This window comes from Isoptericola jiangsuensis (genome assembly GCF_048320105.1).
In the GTDB taxonomy this organism is placed as follows: domain Bacteria; phylum Actinomycetota; class Actinomycetes; order Actinomycetales; family Cellulomonadaceae; genus Isoptericola; species Isoptericola jiangsuensis_A.
The window spans coordinates 304,165-325,198 of record NZ_CP182942.1 but is presented as its reverse complement, the minus strand read 5'-3'; the positions used below and the strand labels follow the sequence as shown (position 1 = coordinate 325,198).

General features: G+C 72.9%; 21 protein-coding genes and 1 other RNA gene. 6 read left to right on the top strand and 16 right to left on the bottom strand.

The features are described from left to right. Positions 1–22: 22 nt before the first annotated feature. The 4 genes from ACNHYB_RS01490 to ACNHYB_RS01475 form a co-directional block, all read right to left on the bottom strand. Positions 23–1,465: a dihydrolipoyl dehydrogenase family protein gene (locus ACNHYB_RS01490; RefSeq protein WP_418276609.1), complete on the bottom strand. Its 1,443-nt coding sequence runs from the start codon at positions 1,463–1,465 to the stop codon at positions 23–25. After that, the gene (locus ACNHYB_RS01485; protein ID WP_418276608.1) at positions 1,462–1,740 is read right to left on the bottom strand and encodes a zf-HC2 domain-containing protein; all 279 of its coding nucleotides are present in this window, start codon (positions 1,738–1,740) and stop codon (positions 1,462–1,464) included. Before ACNHYB_RS01485 ends, ACNHYB_RS01490 begins: the two co-directional genes overlap by 4 nt. After that, positions 1,737–2,303 carry an RNA polymerase sigma factor gene (locus tag ACNHYB_RS01480; protein ID WP_418276607.1) on the bottom strand — a complete coding sequence of 189 codons (567 nt, stop codon included), beginning with the start codon at positions 2,301–2,303 and terminating at the stop codon, positions 1,737–1,739. The genes ACNHYB_RS01485 and ACNHYB_RS01480 overlap by 4 nt, the downstream gene beginning before the upstream one ends. Positions 2,304–2,397: 94 nt before the next feature. Continuing rightward, entirely contained in the window at positions 2,398–3,114 is a 717-nt protein-coding gene (locus ACNHYB_RS01475) for a haloacid dehalogenase type II (protein WP_418276606.1), read from the bottom strand. A gap of 219 nt (positions 3,115–3,333) precedes the next feature. Here ACNHYB_RS01475 and ACNHYB_RS01470 point away from each other — a divergent pair, with 219 nt between their 5' ends. Continuing rightward, entirely contained in the window at positions 3,334–4,440 is a 1,107-nt protein-coding gene (locus ACNHYB_RS01470) for a fatty acid desaturase family protein (RefSeq protein ID WP_418276605.1), read from the top strand. 37 nt (positions 4,441–4,477) lie between these two features. Here the strand turns inward: ACNHYB_RS01470 and ACNHYB_RS01465 are convergent, their stop codons facing one another. The 3 genes from ACNHYB_RS01465 to ACNHYB_RS01455 are packed head-to-tail and all read right to left on the bottom strand — an operon-like array spanning position 4,478 to position 9,951. Continuing rightward, on the bottom strand, positions 4,478–5,449 hold the full coding sequence (locus tag ACNHYB_RS01465) for a DUF808 domain-containing protein (protein WP_418276604.1): 972 nt from the start codon (positions 5,447–5,449) through the stop codon (positions 4,478–4,480). A gap of 7 nt (positions 5,450–5,456) precedes the next feature. After that, a complete protein-coding gene (locus ACNHYB_RS01460; RefSeq protein ID WP_418276603.1) occupies positions 5,457–8,588 on the bottom strand; it encodes a bifunctional [glutamine synthetase] adenylyltransferase/[glutamine synthetase]-adenylyl-L-tyrosine phosphorylase in 3,132 nt (1,043 codons plus the stop codon). Between the two features lie 25 nt (positions 8,589–8,613). Next, positions 8,614–9,951, bottom strand: a complete 1,338-nt coding sequence (locus tag ACNHYB_RS01455; protein WP_418276602.1) for a glutamine synthetase family protein — start codon at positions 9,949–9,951, stop codon at positions 8,614–8,616. Between the two features lie 161 nt (positions 9,952–10,112). On the opposite strand from ACNHYB_RS01455, the gene panB reads away from it, so the two are divergent. Next, entirely contained in the window at positions 10,113–10,952 is an 840-nt protein-coding gene (gene panB / locus ACNHYB_RS01450; protein WP_418277965.1) for a 3-methyl-2-oxobutanoate hydroxymethyltransferase, read from the top strand. A 14-nt stretch (positions 10,953–10,966) separates the two neighbouring features. Here the strand turns inward: panB and ACNHYB_RS01445 are convergent, their stop codons facing one another. Continuing rightward, a complete protein-coding gene (locus ACNHYB_RS01445; RefSeq protein WP_418276601.1) occupies positions 10,967–11,167 on the bottom strand; it encodes an SPOR domain-containing protein in 201 nt (66 codons plus the stop codon). 28 nt (positions 11,168–11,195) lie between these two features. Between ACNHYB_RS01445 and ppgK the strand changes: the two genes are divergently transcribed. Both ppgK and ACNHYB_RS01435 read left to right on the top strand, forming a co-directional pair. Then, on the top strand, positions 11,196–11,960 hold the full coding sequence (ppgK, locus tag ACNHYB_RS01440; RefSeq protein ID WP_418276600.1) for a polyphosphate--glucose phosphotransferase: 765 nt from the start codon (positions 11,196–11,198) through the stop codon (positions 11,958–11,960). A gap of 79 nt (positions 11,961–12,039) precedes the next feature. Then, positions 12,040–13,416, top strand: a complete 1,377-nt coding sequence (locus tag ACNHYB_RS01435; RefSeq protein WP_418276599.1) for a glutamate decarboxylase — start codon at positions 12,040–12,042, stop codon at positions 13,414–13,416. A 54-nt stretch (positions 13,417–13,470) separates the two neighbouring features. On the opposite strand, the gene ACNHYB_RS01430 is transcribed toward ACNHYB_RS01435, so the two are convergent. The 4 genes from ACNHYB_RS01430 to ACNHYB_RS01415 form a co-directional block, all read right to left on the bottom strand. Beyond that, positions 13,471–13,794 carry an STAS domain-containing protein gene (locus ACNHYB_RS01430; RefSeq protein ID WP_418276598.1) on the bottom strand — a complete coding sequence of 108 codons (324 nt, stop codon included), beginning with the start codon at positions 13,792–13,794 and terminating at the stop codon, positions 13,471–13,473. Positions 13,795–13,974: 180 nt separating this feature from the next. Further along, positions 13,975–14,571 (bottom strand): GNAT family N-acetyltransferase, encoded by a 597-nt coding sequence (locus ACNHYB_RS01425; RefSeq protein WP_418276597.1) that lies wholly within the window; start codon positions 14,569–14,571, stop codon positions 13,975–13,977. Between the two features lie 60 nt (positions 14,572–14,631). Continuing rightward, positions 14,632–15,026: RNase P RNA component class A (gene rnpB, locus ACNHYB_RS01420), an RNA gene on the bottom strand. 46 nt (positions 15,027–15,072) lie between these two features. Next, positions 15,073–15,456, bottom strand: a complete 384-nt coding sequence (locus ACNHYB_RS01415) for a tautomerase family protein (RefSeq protein WP_418276596.1) — start codon at positions 15,454–15,456, stop codon at positions 15,073–15,075. Between the two features lie 133 nt (positions 15,457–15,589). On the opposite strand from ACNHYB_RS01415, the gene ACNHYB_RS01410 reads away from it, so the two are divergent. Further along, positions 15,590–16,420 carry a YaaA family protein gene (locus tag ACNHYB_RS01410; RefSeq protein ID WP_418276595.1) on the top strand — a complete coding sequence of 277 codons (831 nt, stop codon included), beginning with the start codon at positions 15,590–15,592 and terminating at the stop codon, positions 16,418–16,420. A gap of 38 nt (positions 16,421–16,458) precedes the next feature. Then, positions 16,459–16,788, top strand: a complete 330-nt coding sequence (locus tag ACNHYB_RS01405; RefSeq protein ID WP_418276594.1) for a TfoX/Sxy family protein — start codon at positions 16,459–16,461, stop codon at positions 16,786–16,788. Between the two features lie 33 nt (positions 16,789–16,821). Here the strand turns inward: ACNHYB_RS01405 and ACNHYB_RS01400 are convergent, their stop codons facing one another. From ACNHYB_RS01400 to ACNHYB_RS01385, 4 genes are read right to left on the bottom strand one after another with little or no spacing between them, the layout of a single operon-like run. Beyond that, a complete protein-coding gene (locus tag ACNHYB_RS01400; protein ID WP_418276593.1) occupies positions 16,822–17,517 on the bottom strand; it encodes a histidine phosphatase family protein in 696 nt (231 codons plus the stop codon). Continuing rightward, positions 17,517–18,254, bottom strand: a complete 738-nt coding sequence (locus ACNHYB_RS01395) for a zinc ribbon domain-containing protein (RefSeq protein WP_418276592.1) — start codon at positions 18,252–18,254, stop codon at positions 17,517–17,519. Before ACNHYB_RS01395 ends, ACNHYB_RS01400 begins: the two co-directional genes overlap by 1 nt. 36 nt (positions 18,255–18,290) lie before the next feature. Further along, on the bottom strand, positions 18,291–19,154 hold the full coding sequence (locus tag ACNHYB_RS01390; protein WP_418276591.1) for a Nif3-like dinuclear metal center hexameric protein: 864 nt from the start codon (positions 19,152–19,154) through the stop codon (positions 18,291–18,293). Positions 19,155–19,167: 13 nt separating this feature from the next. Next, positions 19,168–20,916 carry a bifunctional 3'-5' exonuclease/DNA polymerase gene (locus ACNHYB_RS01385; protein WP_418276590.1) on the bottom strand — a complete coding sequence of 583 codons (1,749 nt, stop codon included), beginning with the start codon at positions 20,914–20,916 and terminating at the stop codon, positions 19,168–19,170. Positions 20,917–21,034: the final 118 nt, after the last annotated feature.

Below are 21,034 nucleotides of genomic sequence, written 5' to 3'. Positions count from 1 at the left end.
CGGGGGCAGGGGCGCCGCTCCTCTACGGTTCGCGTCGCTCGAGCCACCACCGTCGGGTCCGCGCCACGGCGTGCAGGGCGCGCCGGGTGCCGGGTCGGGCGAGCTGTTCGCGGACGTCGGCGAGCGCGGCGTTCCACGGGCCGTCGTTCCACGTCGGGTAGGCATGGGTGATGCCGGCCAGGTCGCGCGTGCGCAGCCCGTGGCGCACGGCGATCGCGAGCTCGCCCAGGGTCTCCCCCGCACGGGGGCCCACGACGGTGGCTCCGAGGATCCTCCCCTTGCTGTCGACGGCCAGGCGGGTCAGCCCGTCGGTCTGGTCCTCGGTCACCGCTCGGTCCACGAGGTGGTGCTCCAGGGTCAGCACGCGGATCCCGTCGCGCCGTCCCCCGGTGTCGAGGCCGACAGCGGCGACCTCCGGGTCGGTGTACGTGACGCGCGGCACCGCCGACGTCTCCACGGAACGCCGTACGCCGAGCACCGCGTTGCTGGCCGCGAGGCTGCCGTGAACCCCGGCGAGGTGGGTGAACTGGGGGTGCCCCGTCAGGTCACCGGCCGCCCAGATGCGGGGGTTGGTGGTCCGCAGCCGGCGGTCGACGACGACGAAGCCGTGCTCGTCCAGCTGGACGCCGACGGTGTCGAGACCGAGACCGGTCGTCCTCGGGCGTCGACCCACGGCGACCAGGAGTCGATCGAACTCCACGGTGCCCCCGTCGTCCAGGCGCATCGACCCCGACCGGTCGTCGGTCGCCACGACCGACGTGACCGACCGGCCAGTGCGGATCGTGACGCCCTCGGACTCCAGCGCACGGTGCACGACCTCGGCAGCCGCGGCGTCCTCGCGAGGCAGAACCCGTGGCGCCCCCTCGACCAGGGTCACCTCCACCCCGAGCCGCGACAACCCCTGCCCGAGCTCACAGCCGACGCTCCCCGCCCCGAGGACCGCGACCCGTTGCGGAGCCTCGACGAGGTCCCACACGGTGTCGCTCGTCAGGTAGTCGAGGTCTGCCAGACCGGCGACGGGCGGCACCGCGGGCGCGGCACCCGTCGCGACGACCGCCTGGGTGAACCGGACCGTCTCCCCGTCCAGGTCGAGCACGCCCGGACCGGCGAACCGACCATGTCCGATCCGGACCGACACACCGGCAGCCTCGAGGGTCTCCACCGAGTCGACGGGCGAGATGTGGCCGATCGCTGCGTGCACGTGCTCCATCACCCGCGGGAAGTCCACCCGGACGTCGTCGACGAGCACTCCGAACCGTGCGGCGCGGCGGGCACCGGCGGCCGCATGCCCGGCGGCCAGCAGAGCCTTGGAGGGCACGCACCCGTGCCACAGGCAGTCACCTCCGGTGCGGCCCCGCTCCACCAGCAGCACTCGCGCGCCGAGCCTCGCCGCCGTCTTGGCCGCGACGATCCCGGCGCTGCCACCCCCGAGGACCAGCAGGTCCCAACGGTCGGCCGCGCTCACGGCTGCCGCCCGTCGATCAGGTCGTCGAGCACGGCGCGCATCCGGTCGATCGAGGCAGGGTCCACGGGTCGACGTGTCGACCACAGCGACAGGGCACGGTGCAGCCGGCGGTGCTGGCGGACGACCTCCCTGCACCTGGCGCACGTGGCGACATGCTCCTCGAGGCGGGTCACCTCCCCCGGGGTCAGGGGCGCCGCCGGATCGGCGTCCAGGTACCGCTGGATACGGCGCGCGGTCCAGTGGCACGTGATCATCTGCCGGAGCACTCCGCTCATGGCTGCTCCCCTCGGGTGGTGGTGAACGTGGGGCCGAGCGCCTTGCGGACCCTCTCCCGCGCGCGGCTGAGCCGGGACATCACTGTGCCGACGGGCACCTCGAGGACGGCAGCGGCCTCGGCGTAGGACAGGTCGTGCACGTCGACGAGCACGAGGGTGGAGCGAAACCTCGGATCCAGCGCGGCGACCGCGGACCCGAGAGCACCGTCGAGCTCTTCCATGACGTACACGTCCTCGGCGCTCGGTGACTCCGCGGACCCGAACGCGGGGCGGGAGGAGTGCACCAGCTCCCAGTCGTCGATCACGACGGGGCGCCTTCGCCGGTGCAGGTTGGCGTTGGTGTGACGCACGATCGTGAGCAGCCACGCCCGCGGATGCCGGCCGTCGAACCGGTCGATCGCGCGGAACGCGCGGACGAGCGACTCCTGCACGAGGTCTTCGGCGTCGGTCACGCTGCCGGTGATGGCTCGTGCCACACGCAGCATCACCTCGATCTCCGGCTCGACGATCTCCGCGAACGCACGACGACGCCCAGCCTCGTCGAGGGTGCTCGTCTCGCTCATGCGACGGGAACCCGCCGACGCGCCGGATGTGTTCCAGGCGAGCGACGACTCCTCGGGGCGGGGCGGGGACGGCCGTCCCTCACACCTGCGCCCCTCACCTCAGCGCGTCGGCGAGCTCCACCAGGGACCCCGCGGTGAGGTCCGGCACGGCGAAGTAGGCCGGGTAGCGCCCGGACGCCCGATCGATCCAGGCCGTCGCCAGACCGGCGCGTCGGGCGCCGTCGATGTCCCAGGGGTGCACCGCCACGAGCATCGCCTCCTGCGACTCCACCCCGCACTCGGCGAGCGCGTAGGTGTAGGCGCGCAGGGCCGGCTTCCACTCCCCGGCGTCCTCGACGGTCAGCAGACGCTCGAACCGGTCGCGCACCCCGGCTCCCTGCAGGAGCGCGTCGGCGACACCGGCCGACCCGTTGCTCAGGGTCACCAGCCGGATCCCGAGGTCGTCCAACGCCTGCACGCCGTCCACGACGTCGGGATGCACCTCCAGCTCGGAGAACCCCTGCATGACGTGGTCCACGGCCTCCTCGAGCGGACGATCGAGGTCCAGCCCGGCCCATCGGACCCGCAGCGCCTCGGCGGCCAGGACGGCGAACGACTCGATGTCCCCCGAGGCCGTCAGCGCGAACCCGTCGCGCAGCAGCTCGGCGAACCACAGCCGGGCGAGGTGCGCGGGGGCGCCGACGTCCTCGAACCGGGCCGACATCGGGGCCATGTCCGACAGCGTCTCGTTCACGTCGAAGATGATCAGGCGCGGGCGCCCGGGTGGGTCGGAGCGGTGCCGCTGGTCGGAGCCGGAGGTTGCGTCGGTCATGAGAACTCCTCGTCGGGTGTCGAACGGCGGCCGTGGCAGGCGTCGTGCGCCCCCCGAGTGCGAGTGTCTCAGGGACCGGTGGCGTTGCGACGCCTGCACCGGGTCTTCACCTCCGAATCCCCAGGTGGCGGACCCCGGACCGTAGACTCGCCACATCTGTACGACGAGCACCTGCTCACCGACGCGGCTGGGAAGTCGAGACCACGACGAGAGGCCTAGATGAGCCCCACCGCCACCCACCCTGGACTGTCCGCGCCGCGGGAGGGGACGTCCCCGTCCGCCGCCGTGACCAGCACCTACAGCGCACTGTCGCGCGAGGTGCGTGACCAGGGCCTCCTCAACCGTGCCGTCGGCTACTACGGGTGGACGCTGGCCGCCCTGACGACCGCCCTCGGGGGCCTCGTCGCCGGGTTCGTCCTGCTCGGGGACTCCTGGTTCCAGCTCCTCATCGCCGGGGCCCTGGGCCTCGTCCTGACCCAGTTCGCGTTCCTCGCGCACGAGGCGTCGCACCGTCAGGTGCTGCGGTCCGGGCCGGCGAACGACCGTGCCGGTCGGATCCTGGCCAACGCCGTCGTCGGCATCAGCTACTCGTGGTGGATGACCAAGCACACCCGCCACCACGCGAACCCGAACCGGCGCGGCAAGGACCCCGACATCGCGCCCGACGTCGTGGTGTTCGTCCCCGAGGACGCGGCCGCGGCGCGTGGTTTCAAGGCGTTCATCAACCGCTACCAGGGTTACCTGTTCTTCCCCCTGCTGACCCTCGAGGGCCTCAACCTGCACGTCACGGCGTACCGTTCGCTGCTCGCTCGCGACGGCCACGGCGACGCCCGCACCCGGGTGCGTGAGCTCAGCATCATCACCGTCCGGCTCGCGACCTACGTCGCGGTCCTGTTCTGGGTGCTGCCCCTGGGGATGGCGTTCGCGTTCCTGGGTGTCCAGCTCGCCGTGTTCGGCGTCTACATGGGGGCGTCGTTCGCCCCGAACCACAAGGGCATGGCCGTGCTGCCCGCCGACGCGAAGGTGGACTTCCTGTCGAAGCAGGTGCTGACCTCGCGCAACATCCGCGGCGGATGGTTCATGAGCATCCTCATGGGTGGCCTGAACTTCCAGATCGAGCACCACCTCTTCCCGAGCATGCCGCGGCCGCACCTGGGTCGCGCCCGTGAGCTCGTCCGCGCCCACTGCGCGCACATCGGCCTGCCCTACACGGAGACGAGCCTGGTGAACTCCTACCGGATCGTCGTGGGCTATCTCAACGAGGTGGGCCTGTCCGCCCGCGACCCGTTCGACTGCCCCACGTTCCACCAGCTGCGCCGCCAGTAGGAGGGTGCGGGCGCGCCCCGCGCGCTCCCGCCACCGCTCACTCCTGGTGTGCGTTCCGCTCCCCTGCCGGGTGCTCGTCGTGACCCTTGCCGAACGGCAGGACGTGCATCACCGCGACGACGACCGCGCCGACGGCGAGCCCGATGATCGCGGAGCACAGCGTGTTGAAGCACCAGGCGAGGAAGCCGCCCACGGCGGGCACGGCGTGCACGATCGCTTCCTCGACGTGGTGCACCAGCTCGTAGGGGGCGTGCCAGCCGAGCTCGTCGACGCCGACGAGCAGGATGTGGCCGCCGACCCAGAGCATCGCGACCGTGCCCACCGTGGAGATGACGGCCAGCACCTTCGGCATGCCGGCCACCAGGGCGCGCCCGAGCCGCTGGCTGCGCTCGGAGGCCCGCCCCGCCAGGGCGAGGCCGGCGTCGTCCATGCGCACGATGAGCGCGACGACGCCGTAGACGATCGCGGTGATGACGAACGCGACGACGAGCAGGATCGCCAGACGGGCCAGGAAGCTCTCGTCGGCGACCTCGTTGAGCGCGATGACCATGATCTCGGCGGACAGGATGAGGTCGGTCCGCACCGCTCCGGCGACCAGCGTCTTCTCCGCGTCGGGTCCCTTCGCCGCCGCGGGCGCCTCGTGGGCGTCGTGGCCACGCAGCTTGCCCCAGATCTTCTCCGCGCCCTCGAAGGCGAGATAGGTGCCGCCCACCATGAGGATGGGGGTGAGCAGCCAGGGCGCCCACTCGCTCAGGATCAGCGCCACGGGCAGGATGATGAGCACCTTGTTGCGGATGGAGCCCTTGGCGATCTTCTTGATGATCGGGATCTCGCGGTCCGCCGCCACACCGTGCACGTACTGCGGGGTGACCGCCGTGTCGTCGATGACGACTCCGGCGGCCTTGGCGGTGGCCTTCGCGGCGGCGGCGCCGACGTCGTCGATCGACGCTGCCGCGAGCCGTGCGATGGCCGCCACGTCGTCGAGCAGACCCAACAAGCCAGCACTCATGGTTTCCTCACCATTCCTCGCCGTAGACGACGCGTTCGACGACGGTGCGCGCGCGCCGGGACGTGCGCAGGTAGAGATCTTCGAGGTCGACGCCGGAACGGACGTCACCCAGCAGGCGGGCCAGTGCGGACAGTGACCGGGAGTCGCTCGGCAGGACGTCACCGCGGGGACCGCCGACGTTGCCCGACCACAGCACCATCGCGGACCGCAGCCGAGAGGCTAGCACCCACGCCTCGCGCAGGCAGGTGGCGTCCTGCGCGGTGAGCAGGCCGGCCGCCTCGGCGGCGTCGAGCGCCGCGACGGTGCCCGTGGTGCGCAGCGACCCGATCTCGTGCGCGTGCTGCAGCTGCAGGAGCTGCGCCGCCCACTCGACGTCGGACACGCCACCCCGCCCGAGCTTGAGGTGCCGGGTGGGGTCCGCCCCGCGGGGCAGGCGCTCGGACTCCACGCGGGCCTTGATCCGCCGGATCTCGCGCAGCGCGTTCTCGGGCAGACCACCGGTGGGGTACCGCAGGGGCGCCACCATCGCCTCGAAGCGTTCGGCCAGGTCGGTCTCGCCCCCGATCGCCCCCGCGACGGGCCGGGCGCGCAGCAGCGCCTGCTGCTCCCAGACGCTCACCCACCGCTCGTAGTACTCGGCGTAGGAGTCCAGGGTGCGCACCAGCACGCCCTGGCGCCCCTCGGGGCGCAGGTCCGCGTCCACGGGCAGCGCAGGCTCCGGCCCGACGGCGGACAGCAGCTTCTGCACCCGGCGTGCGGTGAGCAGGGCGAAGTCCTGGGCGACCTTCTCGTCGGCGCCCGGCATCGGCTGGTGGGCGAACATCACGTCGGCGTCGGAGCCGTAACCCATCTCCCGGCCCCCGAAGCGGCCCATGGCGATCACCAGCATGCGCGTCGGGTTGGCGGTGCGGTCGGGGCCGAGCCCCATCTCCTGGCGGGCGGCGAACTCCGCGGACCGCAGCGCCCCCACCACGACGACGTCCGCGGCCTCCGAGATGGAGCACAGCGCCGCGACCGGGTCGAGCACGCCGAGCACCTCCCCCGCGCCGGTGCGGGCGAGCTCGCGTCGGCGGATCGCACGCAGGCGGGTGGCGGCCTCGTCGGAGGCGTCGGCCCGGGTGAGGATGGCGTCCGCCTCGGAGGCGAGCCGCTCCGCACCCCGTGGCTCGAGCCGCGAGGTGTCGGCCAGCCACTGCACGAACTCCGGGGACCGGGCCAGCGCGTCCGACAGGTACCGCGACGAGGACAGCAGCTGTGCCAGGTGGTAGGCGGCGTTGCCCGAGTCGCGCAGCAGCCGCAGGTACCAGGGGGTCGAGCCGAGCTCGTCGGACAGCTTGCGGAAGGCCAGCAGCCCCCCGTCGGGGTCCGCGCCCTCGGCGAACCAGCCGAGCATCACCGGCAGGAGCTGACGCTGCAGCGCGGCACGGCGCGACGTCCCCTCGGTGAGGGCGACGACGTGCTGCATCGCCCCGTCCGGGTTGCGGTAGCCGATCGCGGCGAACCGGGCCCGTGCGGCCTCGGGCGCCAGGGAGGTCTCGTCGTCGGACAGCTGCGCCCAGGCGGGCAGCAGCGGGCGGTAGAAGACGGCCTCGTGCAGGCTGCGCACCTCGCGGCGGGTGTCGCGCCAGCGCTTCATCAGCCCGTCGGCACCGTCGGGCACACCGAGGGACCGCGCCAGACGTCGCAGCTCGTCCTCGCCCGTGGGCAGCAGGTGGGTGCGCCGCAGCCGGAAGAGCTGCACCCGGTGCTCCAACGCGCGCAGGAACCGGTAGCAGGCACCCATCCGCACCGCGTGCTCGCGGCCCACGAACCCCTCGCCGGCCAGCGCGGACAGCGCCTCGAGGGTGTTGGCCGCGTGGATCTCGTCGTCGGTGCGTCCGTGCACGAGCTGGAGGAGCTGCACCGTGAACTCCACGTCCCGCAGCCCGCCCTTGCCGAGCTTGATCTGGCGGTCGGCCTCCGCGCTGGGGACGTGGTCCTCGACGCGTCGGCGCATCGCCTGGGCGTCCTCGACGAAGTTGTCGCGGTTGACCGCCGCCCACACGAACGGCGCGGTGGCCGCGCAGTAGGCGGAGCCGAGGTCCGCGTCGCCGGCGACGTGGCGCGCCTTGAGCAGCGCCTGGAACTCCCACGTCTGCGCCCAGCGCTCGTAGTAGGCCACGTGGCTCTCCAGGGTCCGCACGAGCGGCCCCTGCTTGCCCTCGGGCCGCAGCGCCGCGTCGACCTCCCACAGCGCCGGCTCCAGGGACGTGCCCCCGCAGACCTTCTGCAGACGCGAGGCGAGCTGGCTGCCGGTGCGCATCGCGGTGGGTTCGTCCACGACGGGCTCGCCGTCCACCACCTGGGGCTCGCACACGTAGACGACGTCGACGTCGGAGACGTAGTTCAGCTCCCGGCCGCCCGTCTTGCCCATGCCGATCACCGCGAGGCGCACACCGGCGCCGTGGTCGGGCAGCTGCGAGCGCGCGACGGCGAGCGCGGCGTCGAGGGCGGCGGCGGCGAGGTCGGCGAGGGCGGCTCCGACGCCGGGCAGGACGGTCAGCGGGTCGTCGGCGGTGAGGTCGGTGGCCGCGATGCGCAGCAACCGGGTCCGGTAGGCGCGCCGCAGGGCGTCGGTGCTGGTCCGGGCGGCGACGTCGGGCCACGCGGGTGCCGCGTCCGGTCCGGCGGGCGGGTCGGCGGCGACTGGTTCGGCGGCGTCGGGATCGGCGCCCACGGAGCGCAGGAGCTCGGCGCGCACGTCGGCGGCGTCGACCCCCAGCCCGCCGTCCTCCTGGCCGAGGACGTCGAGCAGCTCCGGGCGCCGGACGATCTCGTCGCCCAGCGCGCCGGAGGCACCCAGCACGGCGAAGAGACGACGGGACGCACGGGCGTCGGTCCCCGCCTCGGTGAGCAGCCGACGCACCGTGTCGGCCGCCGCGGGGACTCCGGCGAGCCGCACGAGCTGCAGCAGCGCCAGGTCGGGGTCCGCGCTCGACCCGAGTGCGGCCACGACGTCGTCGCCGTCGTCGGGCAGCACGCCCCGCAGCGCGTCGTCGTCCCACAGCTGGGCCGAACGGGTGAGATCGGCGAAACCCGCCCGCAGCAACCTGCGGGTCGGGGTCTCGCGCCTGCCGGTACCGGATCGCGTCGAGCTCACGGGCCCGACCCTACCGGCCGCCGGCTCACAGGAACTGCAGCGACGTCTTCAGCTCGAACGGGGTGACCTGGTTGCGGTACGACTGCCACTCGTTGCGCTTGTTGCGCAGGACGTAGTCGAAGACGTGCTCGCCGAGCGTCTCGGCCACGAGCTCGGAGGACTCCATCAGCTCGATGGCCTCGTCGAGGGTCTCGGGCAGGGGCGCGATGCCGAGCGCGCGACGCTCGGAGTCGGTCAGCTCCCACACGTCGTCCTCGGTGGCGTCGGGCAGCTCGTAGCCCTCCTCGATGCCCTTCATGCCGGCGGCGAGCAGCACGGCGAAGGCGAGGTACGGGTTGGTGGCCGAGTCCAGGGCCCGGTACTCGATGCGCGAGGAGTTGCCCTTGCCGGGCTTGTACATCGGCACCCGCACCAGGGCGGAACGGTTGTTGTGGCCCCAGCAGATGTAGCTCGGCGCCTCGGCGCCGCCCCACAGCCGCTTGTAGGAGTTCACGTGCTGGTTGGTGACCGCGGTGATCTCCCCCGCGTGCACGAGCAGGCCGGCGATGAACTGCCGGGCCGTCTTCGAGAGCTCGAACTGGGCGCCGGCCTCGTGGAACGCGTTGCGGTCGTCCTCGAACAGCGACATGTGGGTGTGCATGCCGGAGCCCGGCTGGTCCGCCAGGGGCTTGGGCATGAAGGAGGCGAACACGCCCTGCTCCAGCGCGACCTCCTTGACCACGGTGCGGAAGGTCATGAGGTTGTCCGCCGTGGTGAGGGCGTCCGCGTACCGCAGGTCGATCTCGTTCTGCCCCGGGCCCGCCTCGTGGTGGGAGAACTCCACCGAGATGCCCATCGACTCCAGCATGGAGATCGCGGCCCGACGGAAGTCGTGCGTGCTGCCCCTCGCCAGGTGGTCGAAGTACCCGCCGTCGTCCACGGGCACCAGGGGTGCGTCCGGGGACGACATCTGGTTGAACAGGTAGAACTCGACCTCGGGGTGGGTGTAGAAGGTGAACCCCTTGTCGCTGGCCTTGGCCAGCGCCCGCTTGAGGACGTTGCGGGTGTCCGCGAGCGACGGCTCGCCCTCCGGGGTGAGGATGTCGCAGAACATCCGTCCGGTGCCGTGCCGCTCACCGCGCCACGGCAGCACCTGGAACGTCGTCGGGTCCGGCTTGGCGATCATGTCCGCCTCGTAGACCCGCGTGAGCCCCTCGATGGCGCTCCCGTCGAAGCCGATGCCCTCGACGAAGGCCTGCTCGAGCTCCGCCGGTGCGACCGCGACGGACTTGAGCACACCGAGAACGTCGGTGAACCAGAGGCGGATGAAGCGGATGTCGCGCTCCTCGACCGTGCGGAGCACGAACTCTTGCTGCCTGTCCATGTCCCCATCCTGCCCGAAACGTGTGAACCGTGGGTGACGCACCCGTCCGGGCACGTCACGACGTCGTGAGATCGGGTCCCCCTCCGCCGTCGCCTACGCTATCGACCATGGCAGCAACGAGCCAGGACCCGTCCGGCCAGACCCCGTCCGCGAGCGGTGTGATGTCCGTCACCAACCCGCCCCCGACCGGGGCGCAGGGCGCCCGCCGCGTGCGCGTGCACCACCTGCGCCAGGCCAAGGAGCAGGGCGAGAAGATCACCATGATCACGGCGTACGACGCCGCCACCGCGGCGATCTTCGACGCCGCGGGCGTGGACTCCATCCTCGTCGGCGACTCCATCGGGAACACGATGCTCGGCCTGGAGACCACCCTCCCGGTCACCCTGGACGACATGGTCCGTGCGGGCCGCGCCGTCGCCTCGGTGACGAAGCGCGCCTTCGTCGTCGTCGACCTGCCGTTCGGCACCTACGAGGACGGCCCGAGCCAGGCTCTCGCCTCGGCCGTGCGGGTCATGAAGGAGACCGGGGCCGCGGCGGTGAAGCTCGAGGGGGGCGTCCGCTCGGCCGCCCAGATCCGGGCCATCACCGACGCCGGCATCCCCGTCGTCGGGCACCTCGGCTTCACGCCGCAGTCGGTCAACGCCCTGGGCGGGCACCGTGTGCAGGGCCGCGGCGACGAGCGCGCCGCGGCGCTGCGCCGTGACGCCCTGGCCGTGCAGGAGGCCGGAGCCGTCGCCGTCGTGCTGGAGATGGTGCCCCAGGGGGTCGCGGCGGACGTCACCGGGCTGCTGACCGTCCCGACCATCGGGATCGGGGCGGGGGTCGACGTCGACGGCCAGGTGCTGGTCTGGACGGACATGGCCGGGATGACGGACTGGTCGCCGCGCTTCGCGAAGCGGTTCGCCGAGATCGGCCAGGCGCTCCAGGGCGCCGCGACGGACTACGTCGCCGAGGTCCGTGCGGGCACCTTCCCGGGACCTGAGCACTCGTTCGAGCGCTGAGCGCGCCGCGCAGGTCAGCCCTTGCGCCAGTCCTCGTCCTCGGACTCCCAGTCCTGGTTGCGCCCCGACGCCGTCTCCAGCGCCTTCTGCGCCGCCTCGCGCGTCGGGTAGGGGCCCATGAGGTGCGTCCACGACGACTTGTCGCCGGAGGTCTCCACCTGACCGGTCTTGGTGTTGTACCAGTACTGGCTCTCACCTGCGTTCTTCTCGCTCATGTCCCGAGCATGCCCCAGGATGGGTCTCATGGCTGAACAGAGCAGGCACAAGGTGGCCTTCGGCATCGACATCGGAGGGTCCGGGATCAAGGGCGCCCCCGTCGACCTCACCACGGGAGAGTTCACCGCGGACCGTCGCCGCATCCCCACGCCGCACAAGTCCACGCCCGACGCGGTGGCCGGCGTGATCGCCGAGCTGGTCGACGGCTTCGAGCTGCCGGCGGACGCACCGATCGGCGTCGCCTTCCCGGCGCCGCTGGACCGCGGCGTCGTGCGGTTCATCGCGAATCTCCACAAGTCGTGGAAGGGGATCGACCTGCCCGAGCTGCTGCACGAGGCGACCGGGCGCGACGTGGTGGCGGTCAACGACGCCGACGCCGCCGGGGTGGGCGAGCAGCGCTACGGCGCCGCGGCCGGGCGTGACGGCGTGGTGCTCATGGTCACCCTCGGCACGGGCATCGGTTCGGCCCTGCTGGTCGACGGCACCCTGGTGCCCAACACCGAGCTCGGCCACCTCGAGATCCACGGGCACGACGCCGAGTCGAAGGCCGCCGACTCGGCCCGCCAGCGCGAGGAGCTCAGCTGGGAGAAGTGGGGCAGGCGGCTGCAGCGGTACTTCGACACCGTCGAGATGCTGCTCTCCCCCGAGCTGATCGTCGTGGGTGGTGGCGTGTCCAAGCACCACGACAAGTTCCTGCCGCTGCTGGACCTGCGGGCGGAGATCATCCCGGCGACCCTGCGCAACCGCGCCGGCATCGTCGGGGCCGCGTCGCTGGCGGCGCGTCCGCACTGAGCCCCGCCCCGTCCGGCACCGGGTCCGCGCGGTCCCGGTGCCGGGTGCCAGTGACCTGGGCCCGTGCTTCACTCACAGCATGGGACAGACGCCGGACGAGCGCACCGTGGCGCTGTACAGCAACAGGTTCCTCACCGAGGAGGCGCCGTCCAGCACGTTCCCGGCCGTCGGCGCCAGTCCCACCGACGCCATGCGGCTGGTCGCCGAGGACCTCGCCCTGGAGGGCGACCCGGCGCGCAACCTCGCCACGTTCGTCACCACGTGGATGGAGCCGGAGGCGCAGCGCATCATCGCGGAGAACCTGCACCGCAACTTCATCGACCACGCCGAGTACCCCGTCTCGGCGGAGATCGAGCAGCGTTGCGTGCGGATGCTGGCCGACCTCTTCCACGCCCCCGGCGAGACCACGGGCTGCCGCACCCAGGGCTCGTCGGAGGCGATCATGCTCGGTGCGCTCTCCCTGAAGTGGAGGTGGAAGGAGCGCCGTGAGACCGCCGGGCTGCCCGTGGACCGGCCCAACCTCGTGTTCGGCGGTGACGTGCACGTCGTCTGGGAGAAGTTCTGCCGCTACTTCGACGTGGAGCCCCGGATCATCCCGCTCGCCGAGGGCAGGTACACGATCGGCCCGGACGACGTCGCGCCGCACCTGGACGAGAACACGATCGGCGTCGCCGCGGTGCTCGGCACCACGTTCACGGGCCACATGGACGACATCGCCGGCATCAACCGGCTGCTCCTCGACGTGAAGCGCGACCGGGGCGTCGACGTCCCGCTGCACGTCGACGCCGCCAGCGGAGGATTCGTCTGGCCGTTCCTGTATCCCGACACGGCGTGGGACTTCCGGCTCAAGCAGGTCCGGTCCATCAACGTCTCCGGACACAAGTACGGCCTGGTCTACCCCGGGATCGGCTGGCTGGTCTTCCGCGAGGAGTCCGACCTCGCCCAGGACCTGGTCTTCTACGAGAACTACCTGGGCAAGACCGACGCGACGTTCACCCTGAACTTCTCGACCGGTGCGGCGATGGTCCTCGCCCAGTACTACAACTTCGTGCGGCTGGGACGCGAGGGCTACACCTACGTGATGCGTCAGCTGCAGCAGAACGCCCGCGCGCTGGCCGCGAACCTGCGCGCCACCGGACGGTTCGAGGTCATCGGGGCGGACGCCGAGCAGCTCCCCCTGGTCGCGTTCCGGCTGGCGGGCGACCACGCCGACTACGACGAGTCAGACATCGCCTGGCAGCTGTCCGCCGAGCGCGGCTGGATGGTCCCCGCGTACACGCTGCCTCCCGACGCCCAGGAGGTGAAGATCCTGCGCGCCCTGGTGAAGCAGTCGATGAGCCGTGGGCAGGTGGAGCGGCTGACCCAGGACATCGTGGACGCGTGCACGACCCTGGACGCCAAGGGCGGCGCCCACCCCATCGAGCGCAAGCAGGCCAAGAGCGGCACCGGCTACTGACCGGCACGAGGACGGCGCCTCCCCGAGGCGGGAAGGCGCCGTCGTCGTCGTTCCTCAGTCCGTGACGGCAACCTCGAGCTCGAGGGTGCGCAGGACGTCACGGACGGCTGCCGGAGGGTCGTGCAACGTGACCTTCAGACCTTCGTCCCGCCCGATGCGGCAGAGCTGGACGAGGAAGGCGATCCCCGCGGAGTCGATGAACGTCACCCGGGAGGCGTCCACGACCACGGGAAGGTCACGCTGGAATGCCCCGGCCAACGCCGCCGAGGCCTCGTTACGGAGGGCGATGTCGATCTCGCCCCACATCGTCACCACGCAGGACGCCGGGCTGTCGCTCAGCGCGATCCCGCCGATCCCTACCTCATGGGTGAGTGTCACTGTCCCACCTTCGTCCCTGGAGTCCACGCCCCCTGCGTGCCACGGCGCGGCACCGGCGTTCAGGACATCGCGACCTCGTCGTCGCGACACGACCACGGTACCCCCGAACACCGAGTCCGGTAAACCGTTCCTGACAGTTCCTTGACCGAATTTTCACCCTCGTCACCGCGACGAAACCTGTCAGAAGTCGATCCGCACGACGCGCCGCCGCGACGTCGGCGCCGACACCTCGGTGAGACCAGCCGCGGCGAACACCTGGGGCGTCCCGACGCTCGCCTCCCCCCAGACGACCTCGCCCCCGTCGGACGCCACCACCGGGTACCCCTCGAGCGCGCGCGCCCCGCGCGACCGGGCGAAGTCGACCGCGGCGGCCGCCAGCTCGTACATCAGGCCCTCGCCCCGGTACCCGGCCCGGACCACGAAGCACACGGCGGCCCACACGTCGTCGTCCTCACGGTCCTCCGACCGGCCGGCCCAGACCACGGGGCTGCGCCCGTAGTAGCGGCGGAAGGTCGGACGCGGGGCGACGGCGACCCACCCGACGGGCTCGCCGTCCGCGTCGGCCACCAGCCCGCTCGTCGTCCGCGCCGCCGGATCGTCGGCGCAGGTCTGCTCCGCGAGACGCAGGCGGCGCTCCTCGACAGGCATGTCCCACCACAGGCGGTCGCCGAGCACCTGGCGCTGGCACTGGCACCGACCGGCAGGCGACGTCCCCAGCACCAGCTGCAGGTCCTCGAACGGGACCTCGTTGGCCGGGCGGAACCGGAGCGTCGCCATGGCCGGCACGCTACCGGCGTCCACCGACGGCGGCACCCGCTGGTACGGGACGGGCGAGAGCGGACGAGTCGGTCTGTACGCCGGGTTCTGTCCCCGTGCCCGGTTGCCCCGGCACGGGTGACGGTCATCCATCTAGGCCCTGCGTCACCGCAGGGCTCGAGCGGTCTACCCGACTGCGCTTCCCTCGAGGAGAATCGGGCGGGCAGCCCTCCGACACAGCCTGTCTGACCTTGCTCCAGGTGGGGTTTACCGAGCCGCGACCGTCACCGGCCGCGCTGGTGGTCTCTTACACCACCGTTTCACCCTTACCTGCACGCCAGGCGTGCAGGCGGTCTGTTTTCTGTGGCACTGTCCCGCGGGTCACCCCGGGTGGCCGTTAGCCACCACCTTGCCCTTCGGAGCCCGGACGTTCCTCGGCACCGCCGAAGCGATGACGCGACCGTCCGACCGACTCGTCCGCCCGGCAAGGATACCCGCTGGTGGACGGACTGACGGGCACGGTCACACGTCGACCCGGTAGCCGAGCGCCAGCTCGTCGCCCGCCAGCCCCCGGATGCCCCAGTTCTCCCGCGGGCTCTCCAGGATCACCAGCTCCACGTCGTCGACCCCGACCCCCAGCGCCGGGGCGACGTCGTCGAACAGCGCTCGCACGAGCGCGCGCTTCGCCTCGGCGCTACGCCCGGCGAAGCAGACGACCTCGACCACGAGGTAGGCCTCCGAACGCGGCGCGACCAGGTCGCCGTCCTCCAGCAGGAAGAACCGGTGGAACCGCTTCTCGGCGGGGATCTGCCAGGCGGTGACGAGCGCGGCGTGCAGCGCGTCGGACACCTCCTGGCGTCGCTCGCCCCACACGGACCGGTTGCCGGAGATCTTCACCTGGACCATCACGCCAACCTAGCGCTCACGGACGACGAGGCGCCCGCGAGCGCGGCGCAGGTCGTGAGGCCGCCACCCCGGGTGAGGCATCGCACCCACCCGCCCGTCCCCGGACCCCGCCGCCTGCACCTAGGGTGTCGGGGTGCTGATCTGCCTGCCGCCCTCCGAGGGCAAGACCCGGGCCACCGAAGGCGGCCCGGTCGACCTCGCCACCCTCACCTCGCCGTCGCTCGACTCGCAGCGCGAGACGGTGCTGGACGCCCTGGCACGGATCAGCGCGCGCCCCGACGCCACCGAGATCCTCAAGGTGGGCTCGAGCCTGGCCGACGAGGTCGCCCGCAACACCACGCTGCGCACCGCCCCGGCCGCCCCAGCGACCGAGGTCTACACCGGCGTGCTCTACGCGGCAGCAGGCCTCGGCACGCTCGACGACGACGCCGCCCGCCGCGCCGCCGCGGACGTCCTGGTGTTCTCCGGGCTGTGGGGCGTCGTCGCACCGCACGACCGCATCCCCGCCTACCGGTTGTCCATGGGCGTCGACCTGCCCGGGGTCGGCCGGCTCGCCACCGCCTGGCGCCCGCACCTCGCGGAGGCGCTCGACGCGCGCGCGGCGGGCGACGTCGTCGTCGACTGCCGCTCGGCCGCGTACCTCGCCGCGTGGAAGCCCCGCACCACCGGTACCGACGCCACCGACTGGGTCGCCGTGCGCGTCGTGCGCGAGCACGCGGGACGGCGCACCGTGGTGTCCCACAACGCCAAGCACACCCGCGGGGTGCTCACCGGTCACCTGCTGCGCCGCGACGGCGTCCCGCCGTCGTCCGCCGAGGAGCTGCTCGACGCGACGCGAGAGCTGGACGGCACCGTCATCGGCACCGAGGTCGGCACGGGACTGAGCTACCGGATGATCGAGGCGACGCTGCACGCCGCCACGACCCGGACCGCTGCGCGCACCCTGGAGATCGTCATCTCCTGACGGCGGCGAGCAGGGCCGGACGCGCGCACACTGGCACCATGGCCTACGACGAGGACCTCGCCGTCCGGGTGCGCCGCGCCGTCGGCGCACGTGCCGACGTCGTCGAGCAGAGGATGTTCGGCGGACTGGCGTTCATGGTGAACACCCACATGGCCGTCGGGATCACCCGCGACGTCCTCATGGTGCGGGTCGGTACCGACGGCCACGACGCCGCGCTGGCGGACGGCGCCCACGAGCTGGTCATGGGCACCCGCACCATGCACGGCACGGTGGGCGTGGACCCCACCACCACCGGCGACGACGCAGCCCTGGACGCCTGGGTCGCGCGCGGCGTCGACCGCGCCCTGGGTCTCGCTGCGAAGCGGTGACCGCGGGTGGGCGCGCCCTTCGGGCGCGGTGCCTCACACGTCGGTGGGGAACCCGACCACGCTGACCTCGCGCTCGCCGTCGGGCCAGATCCGCAGGATCGACAGCGAGCACGGCGGGATCCGGATCCTGCCCCACGCCGTCGGCGGGGCTTCGAGCATCGCCCCGACGAGCGAGCGGATCACCGCGGCGTGCGCCACCACGACGGACGTCCCGGTCGGGTGCGCGGCGACGACGTCGTCGAGCGCCGGGCGCACCCGCGCGCACAGGTCGGCGTACGACTCGCCCCCGGGCGGCGCGTACGTGCCTTCACGCACCCAGCGGGACAGCTCGCCCGGCCAGTGCTCGGCGACCTGCCCGGGGGTGAGGCCCTGCCACTCCCCGAACGTGCACTCGGCGAACCGTTCGTCGGTGCGCACGGGCGCGCCGATCCGCCGGGACACCGCCGCGGCGGTCTCCTGCGTACGGGCCATGGGCGAGGCGACGACGGCGTCGGGCCGCGGCACGTCCGGCCACAGGTCCTTGCCGATCCGGAAGACGGCGTCGGCGGCCTGCGCGGCCTGACGCCGTCCCGTCGTCGTCAGGGACGGGCCGACGTCGTCACCACCGGAGAGCGCGCCCGCCTCGGTCAGGGGTGTGACGCCGTGGCGCACGAGCACCACCGTGGCCGGGACCGCGCCGTCGTACCGGGCGAGCGCCCCGGGCGCCGGGGCGCCGGTGGGGGAAGCCATCAGGCGTCGTCGGACCGCACGAGGATCCGGCCGCACTCCTCGCACCGCACCACCTGGTCGGCCGGCGCGTTGCGTGCCGCTGCGAGGTCGGTGGGGTTGAGCTCGAGCCGGCATCCCTCGCACCGGTTGCCGCGCAGGGCGGCCGCGCCGAGACCGCCGAGCTGGGCGCGCAGCTTGTCGTACAGGCCGACCAGCGCGCCGTCCAGCCCGTCGACGGCGGTCGCCCGCTCCGCCTGCACCTCGCGGGCCGCCGCGTCGATCTCGGCGTAGGCCGCGTCCCGCTCCTCCATCGCCTTCTCACGGGCCGCCGCGAGCTCGCCGTGCGCCGCCTCGACCTCGGCCAGCGACTTCTGGTGCGCCTCCAGGCGCTCCATGACCTCGAGCTCGGCGTCCTCCAGGACCGACTGGCGCCGGGCCAGGGCCTCCAGCTCGCTCATCACCGCGACGGAGTCCTTGGCGGACAGGGCCCCGGAGTCGAGGCGCTGCTGGTCGCGGGCCGCACGGTTGCGCACCTGCTCCACGTCGGCCTCGGCCTTGGTGACCTCACGCTCCAGGTCGGCGACGGCGGTGCGGGAGTCGACGAGCGAGCCGTGCAGGTCCGCGATCCGCCCCGCCAGCTCGGCGATCGTGGTGAGGCTCGGGTGGCTCTTGCGCTGGTGGGCGAGCTGCTGCAGGCGGGTGTCGTGAGCCTGGACGTCGAGCAGCCGGCGCTGGTCCTGTACGGGTGCGGTGGCCATGGTGGGTCCTCTCGAGCGGCTCTTCAGATGACGGGCTCAGCGCTCGGCACCGATCCGCGCGGACCACGGATCCGTCACCAGCGTGCTCACCCTGGTGGTCACCGTACCGTCTGGGAGACGGGCGGCGAGATCGGCGGCGGCGTACGCGAGCCACGGCCACTCGGACGCGAAGTGGGCCACGTCCACCAGGTACGGCGTCGCCCCGCGGGACGCGTCGCGCCCGCCCGCCTCGAACTCGGCCCGCTCGCGCAGCTCGGACGCGGGATGGTGGCGCAGGTCGGCGGTGACGTACACGTCGACGGAAGCGGCACGCACGGCGTCGAACAGCGAGTCGCCGGAGCCTCCGACCACGGCCGCCGTGGTCACCTCGGCGTCCAGGTCGCCCGCGACGCGCACGCCCTGCGCCGTGACGGGCAGCACGTCGGCGACCCGGCGGGCGAACTGGCGCAACGTCGTCGCCGACTCCAGACGGCCGGTGCGGCCGATGCCGCGCTCGACGTCGTCGACCCGCGCCACCAGCGGCCGGCGGTCGGTCAGCCCGACCAGGTCGGCGAGGGCGTCGGCGACCCCGCGCGGCGCCGCGTCGGCGTTGGTGTGCGCCACGTGCAGGGCGCACCCGGCGGCGAGGAGCCGGTGCACGACGGAGCCCTTGAAGGTCGTGGCGGCCACCGAGTGCACGCCCTTGAGGAAGAGCGGGTGGTGCGTGACCAGCAGGTCGGCGCCCCACTCGACGGCCTCGTCGACCACGGCGGCGACGGGGTCGACGGCGAAGAGGACCTTGCGGACCTCGCGGGCCGGGTCACCGGCCACCAGCCCGACGGCGTCCCAGCCCTCGGCCGTGCCCGGCGGGTACAGCTCGTCCAGGACGGTGACGACCTCGGCCAGGGTGGGTGCGCTCATGGACCGACCCTAGCTACTTCGCGTCGTCGTACGCCTGGACGGCCGCCACCGTGAGGGGGAACCGCACCGGGAAGTCGCCGAAGAGCAGCCTGCCCGCCTCTTCGGCGGCGGCGCGCACCTCGGCGGCGACGACGTCGGCGAGCGCCGCCGGTGCGTGGACCACGACCTCGTCGTGGACGAAGAACACCAGGTGCGGACGGTCGGTGAACGGCGCGGGCGCCAGCCCTGGTGGTGCCGCGTCGGGGCCGAGCGCCCAGAGGCGTCGTCTGATCGAGGCCATCCAGCACAGGGCCCACTCCGCCGCGGTGCCCTGCACGACGAAGTTGCGGGTGAACCGTCCCCACGACCGGGCCGTCGAGCGGGCCTGCGACGCGGCCCCGTCGGCCGCGCCGTCGTCGAGCGCCGAGGACTGCGCCGCGGTCCACTCCTGGCCGGGTGGCGGGGACGTGCGACCGAGCCAGGTCGACACGACGCCGCCGCGCTCGCCGGTGCGGGCGGCGTCCTCGACCATCCCCATGGCGCGGGGGTAGGCGCGGGCGAGCCGCGGCAGGACCTGCGCGCTCGCGCCGGTGGTGCCCCCGTACATCGCGCCGAGCATCCCCACCTTGGCGAGCTCGCGGGACTCGACCGCGCCGGAGGCGACGATGCCCTCGTACATGTCGCCGGTGCTGCCGGCCTCGGCCATGGACTCGTCGTGGGCCATCGCGGCGAGCACGCGGGGTTCGAGCTGGGCGGCGTCGGCGACGACCAGCACCCAGCCGGGGTCGGCCTGCACGGCGCCGCGCACCGACCTCGGCAGCTGGAGCGCCCCACCCCCGGTGGACGACCAGCGGCCCGTGACCACGCCACCGACGACGTACTCGGTGCGGAACCGGCCGTCGTCGACCCAGCGGTCGAGCCAGTGCCAGCCGTTGGCCGTCCAGAGCCGGTAGAGGTTCTTGTACTCCAGCAGCGGCGCCACGACCGGGTGGTCGATGAGCTCGAGCTCCCACTTGCGCAGGCTGCGGGCACCCACGCCCGCGTACTCCATGGCGCGCAGCAGGTCGGGGTGGGAGTCGGGGTTGAGGGACGGCGGCGCGTCGAGCGTCGTGCGGATCTGGTCGGCCAGCGCCTCGAGCCGGGCGGGGCGCCGCCCCTCGGCGGGCCGAGGGCCGAGCACGGCGGTGAGGATCGCGTCGTGGACGTCGGTGCGCCACGGCAGACCGGCGTGGTGCATCTCGGCGGCGACCAGGGCACCCGCCGACTCGGCGGCGAGCAGGAACCGCAGCCGCCCGGGCGCGGTGGAGCCGGCGACGGCGTCGAGCTGGGCGGCGAGCTCCGCAGCCACGTCCGGACGGTCGGCGTCGCGTGGTGCCGGTGTCGGCGCGTCGAACAGGGACTCGGCCTGCGGGGCCCGGACCGTGTCCGCGCGGGTGACGCCGGCGAGCGCGGGTGCCAGGGAGTCCCACGTGCTCGGTGGGGCGGTGGCGAGCGCCGAGGTGGCGGTGCCGGAGGCGAGCCGCAGGATGCGGTGGGCGAGACGCAGGTCGTGGGCGCGGTCCACGCGGACGCCGCCGCCGAGCAGGGCCGGGTACCAGTCGTTGGTGTCACCCCAGGTCCAGCGCGGGTGCTGATCGGCCTCGAGGTCGGCGACCGTCGCCGGCAGGTCGCCGGGGTCGACGCGTGCTGCCCCACCGTCAGGCCCTGCTCCGGCGGGCGTGCCGGTGGTTCCCGCACCGAGCACGACCGAACCGTCGGGATCCCGGTCGAGGAGCAGGTGCACCCGAAGATCCTCTCGCACCCCGGTGACACCGCGCCGTCGCGGGACGACCCCGACACGGGCAGAGCCGGAGCAGCGGGTGAACTTCTGCGGTTGGTCACGTCCTGGTAACGGCCCCTGA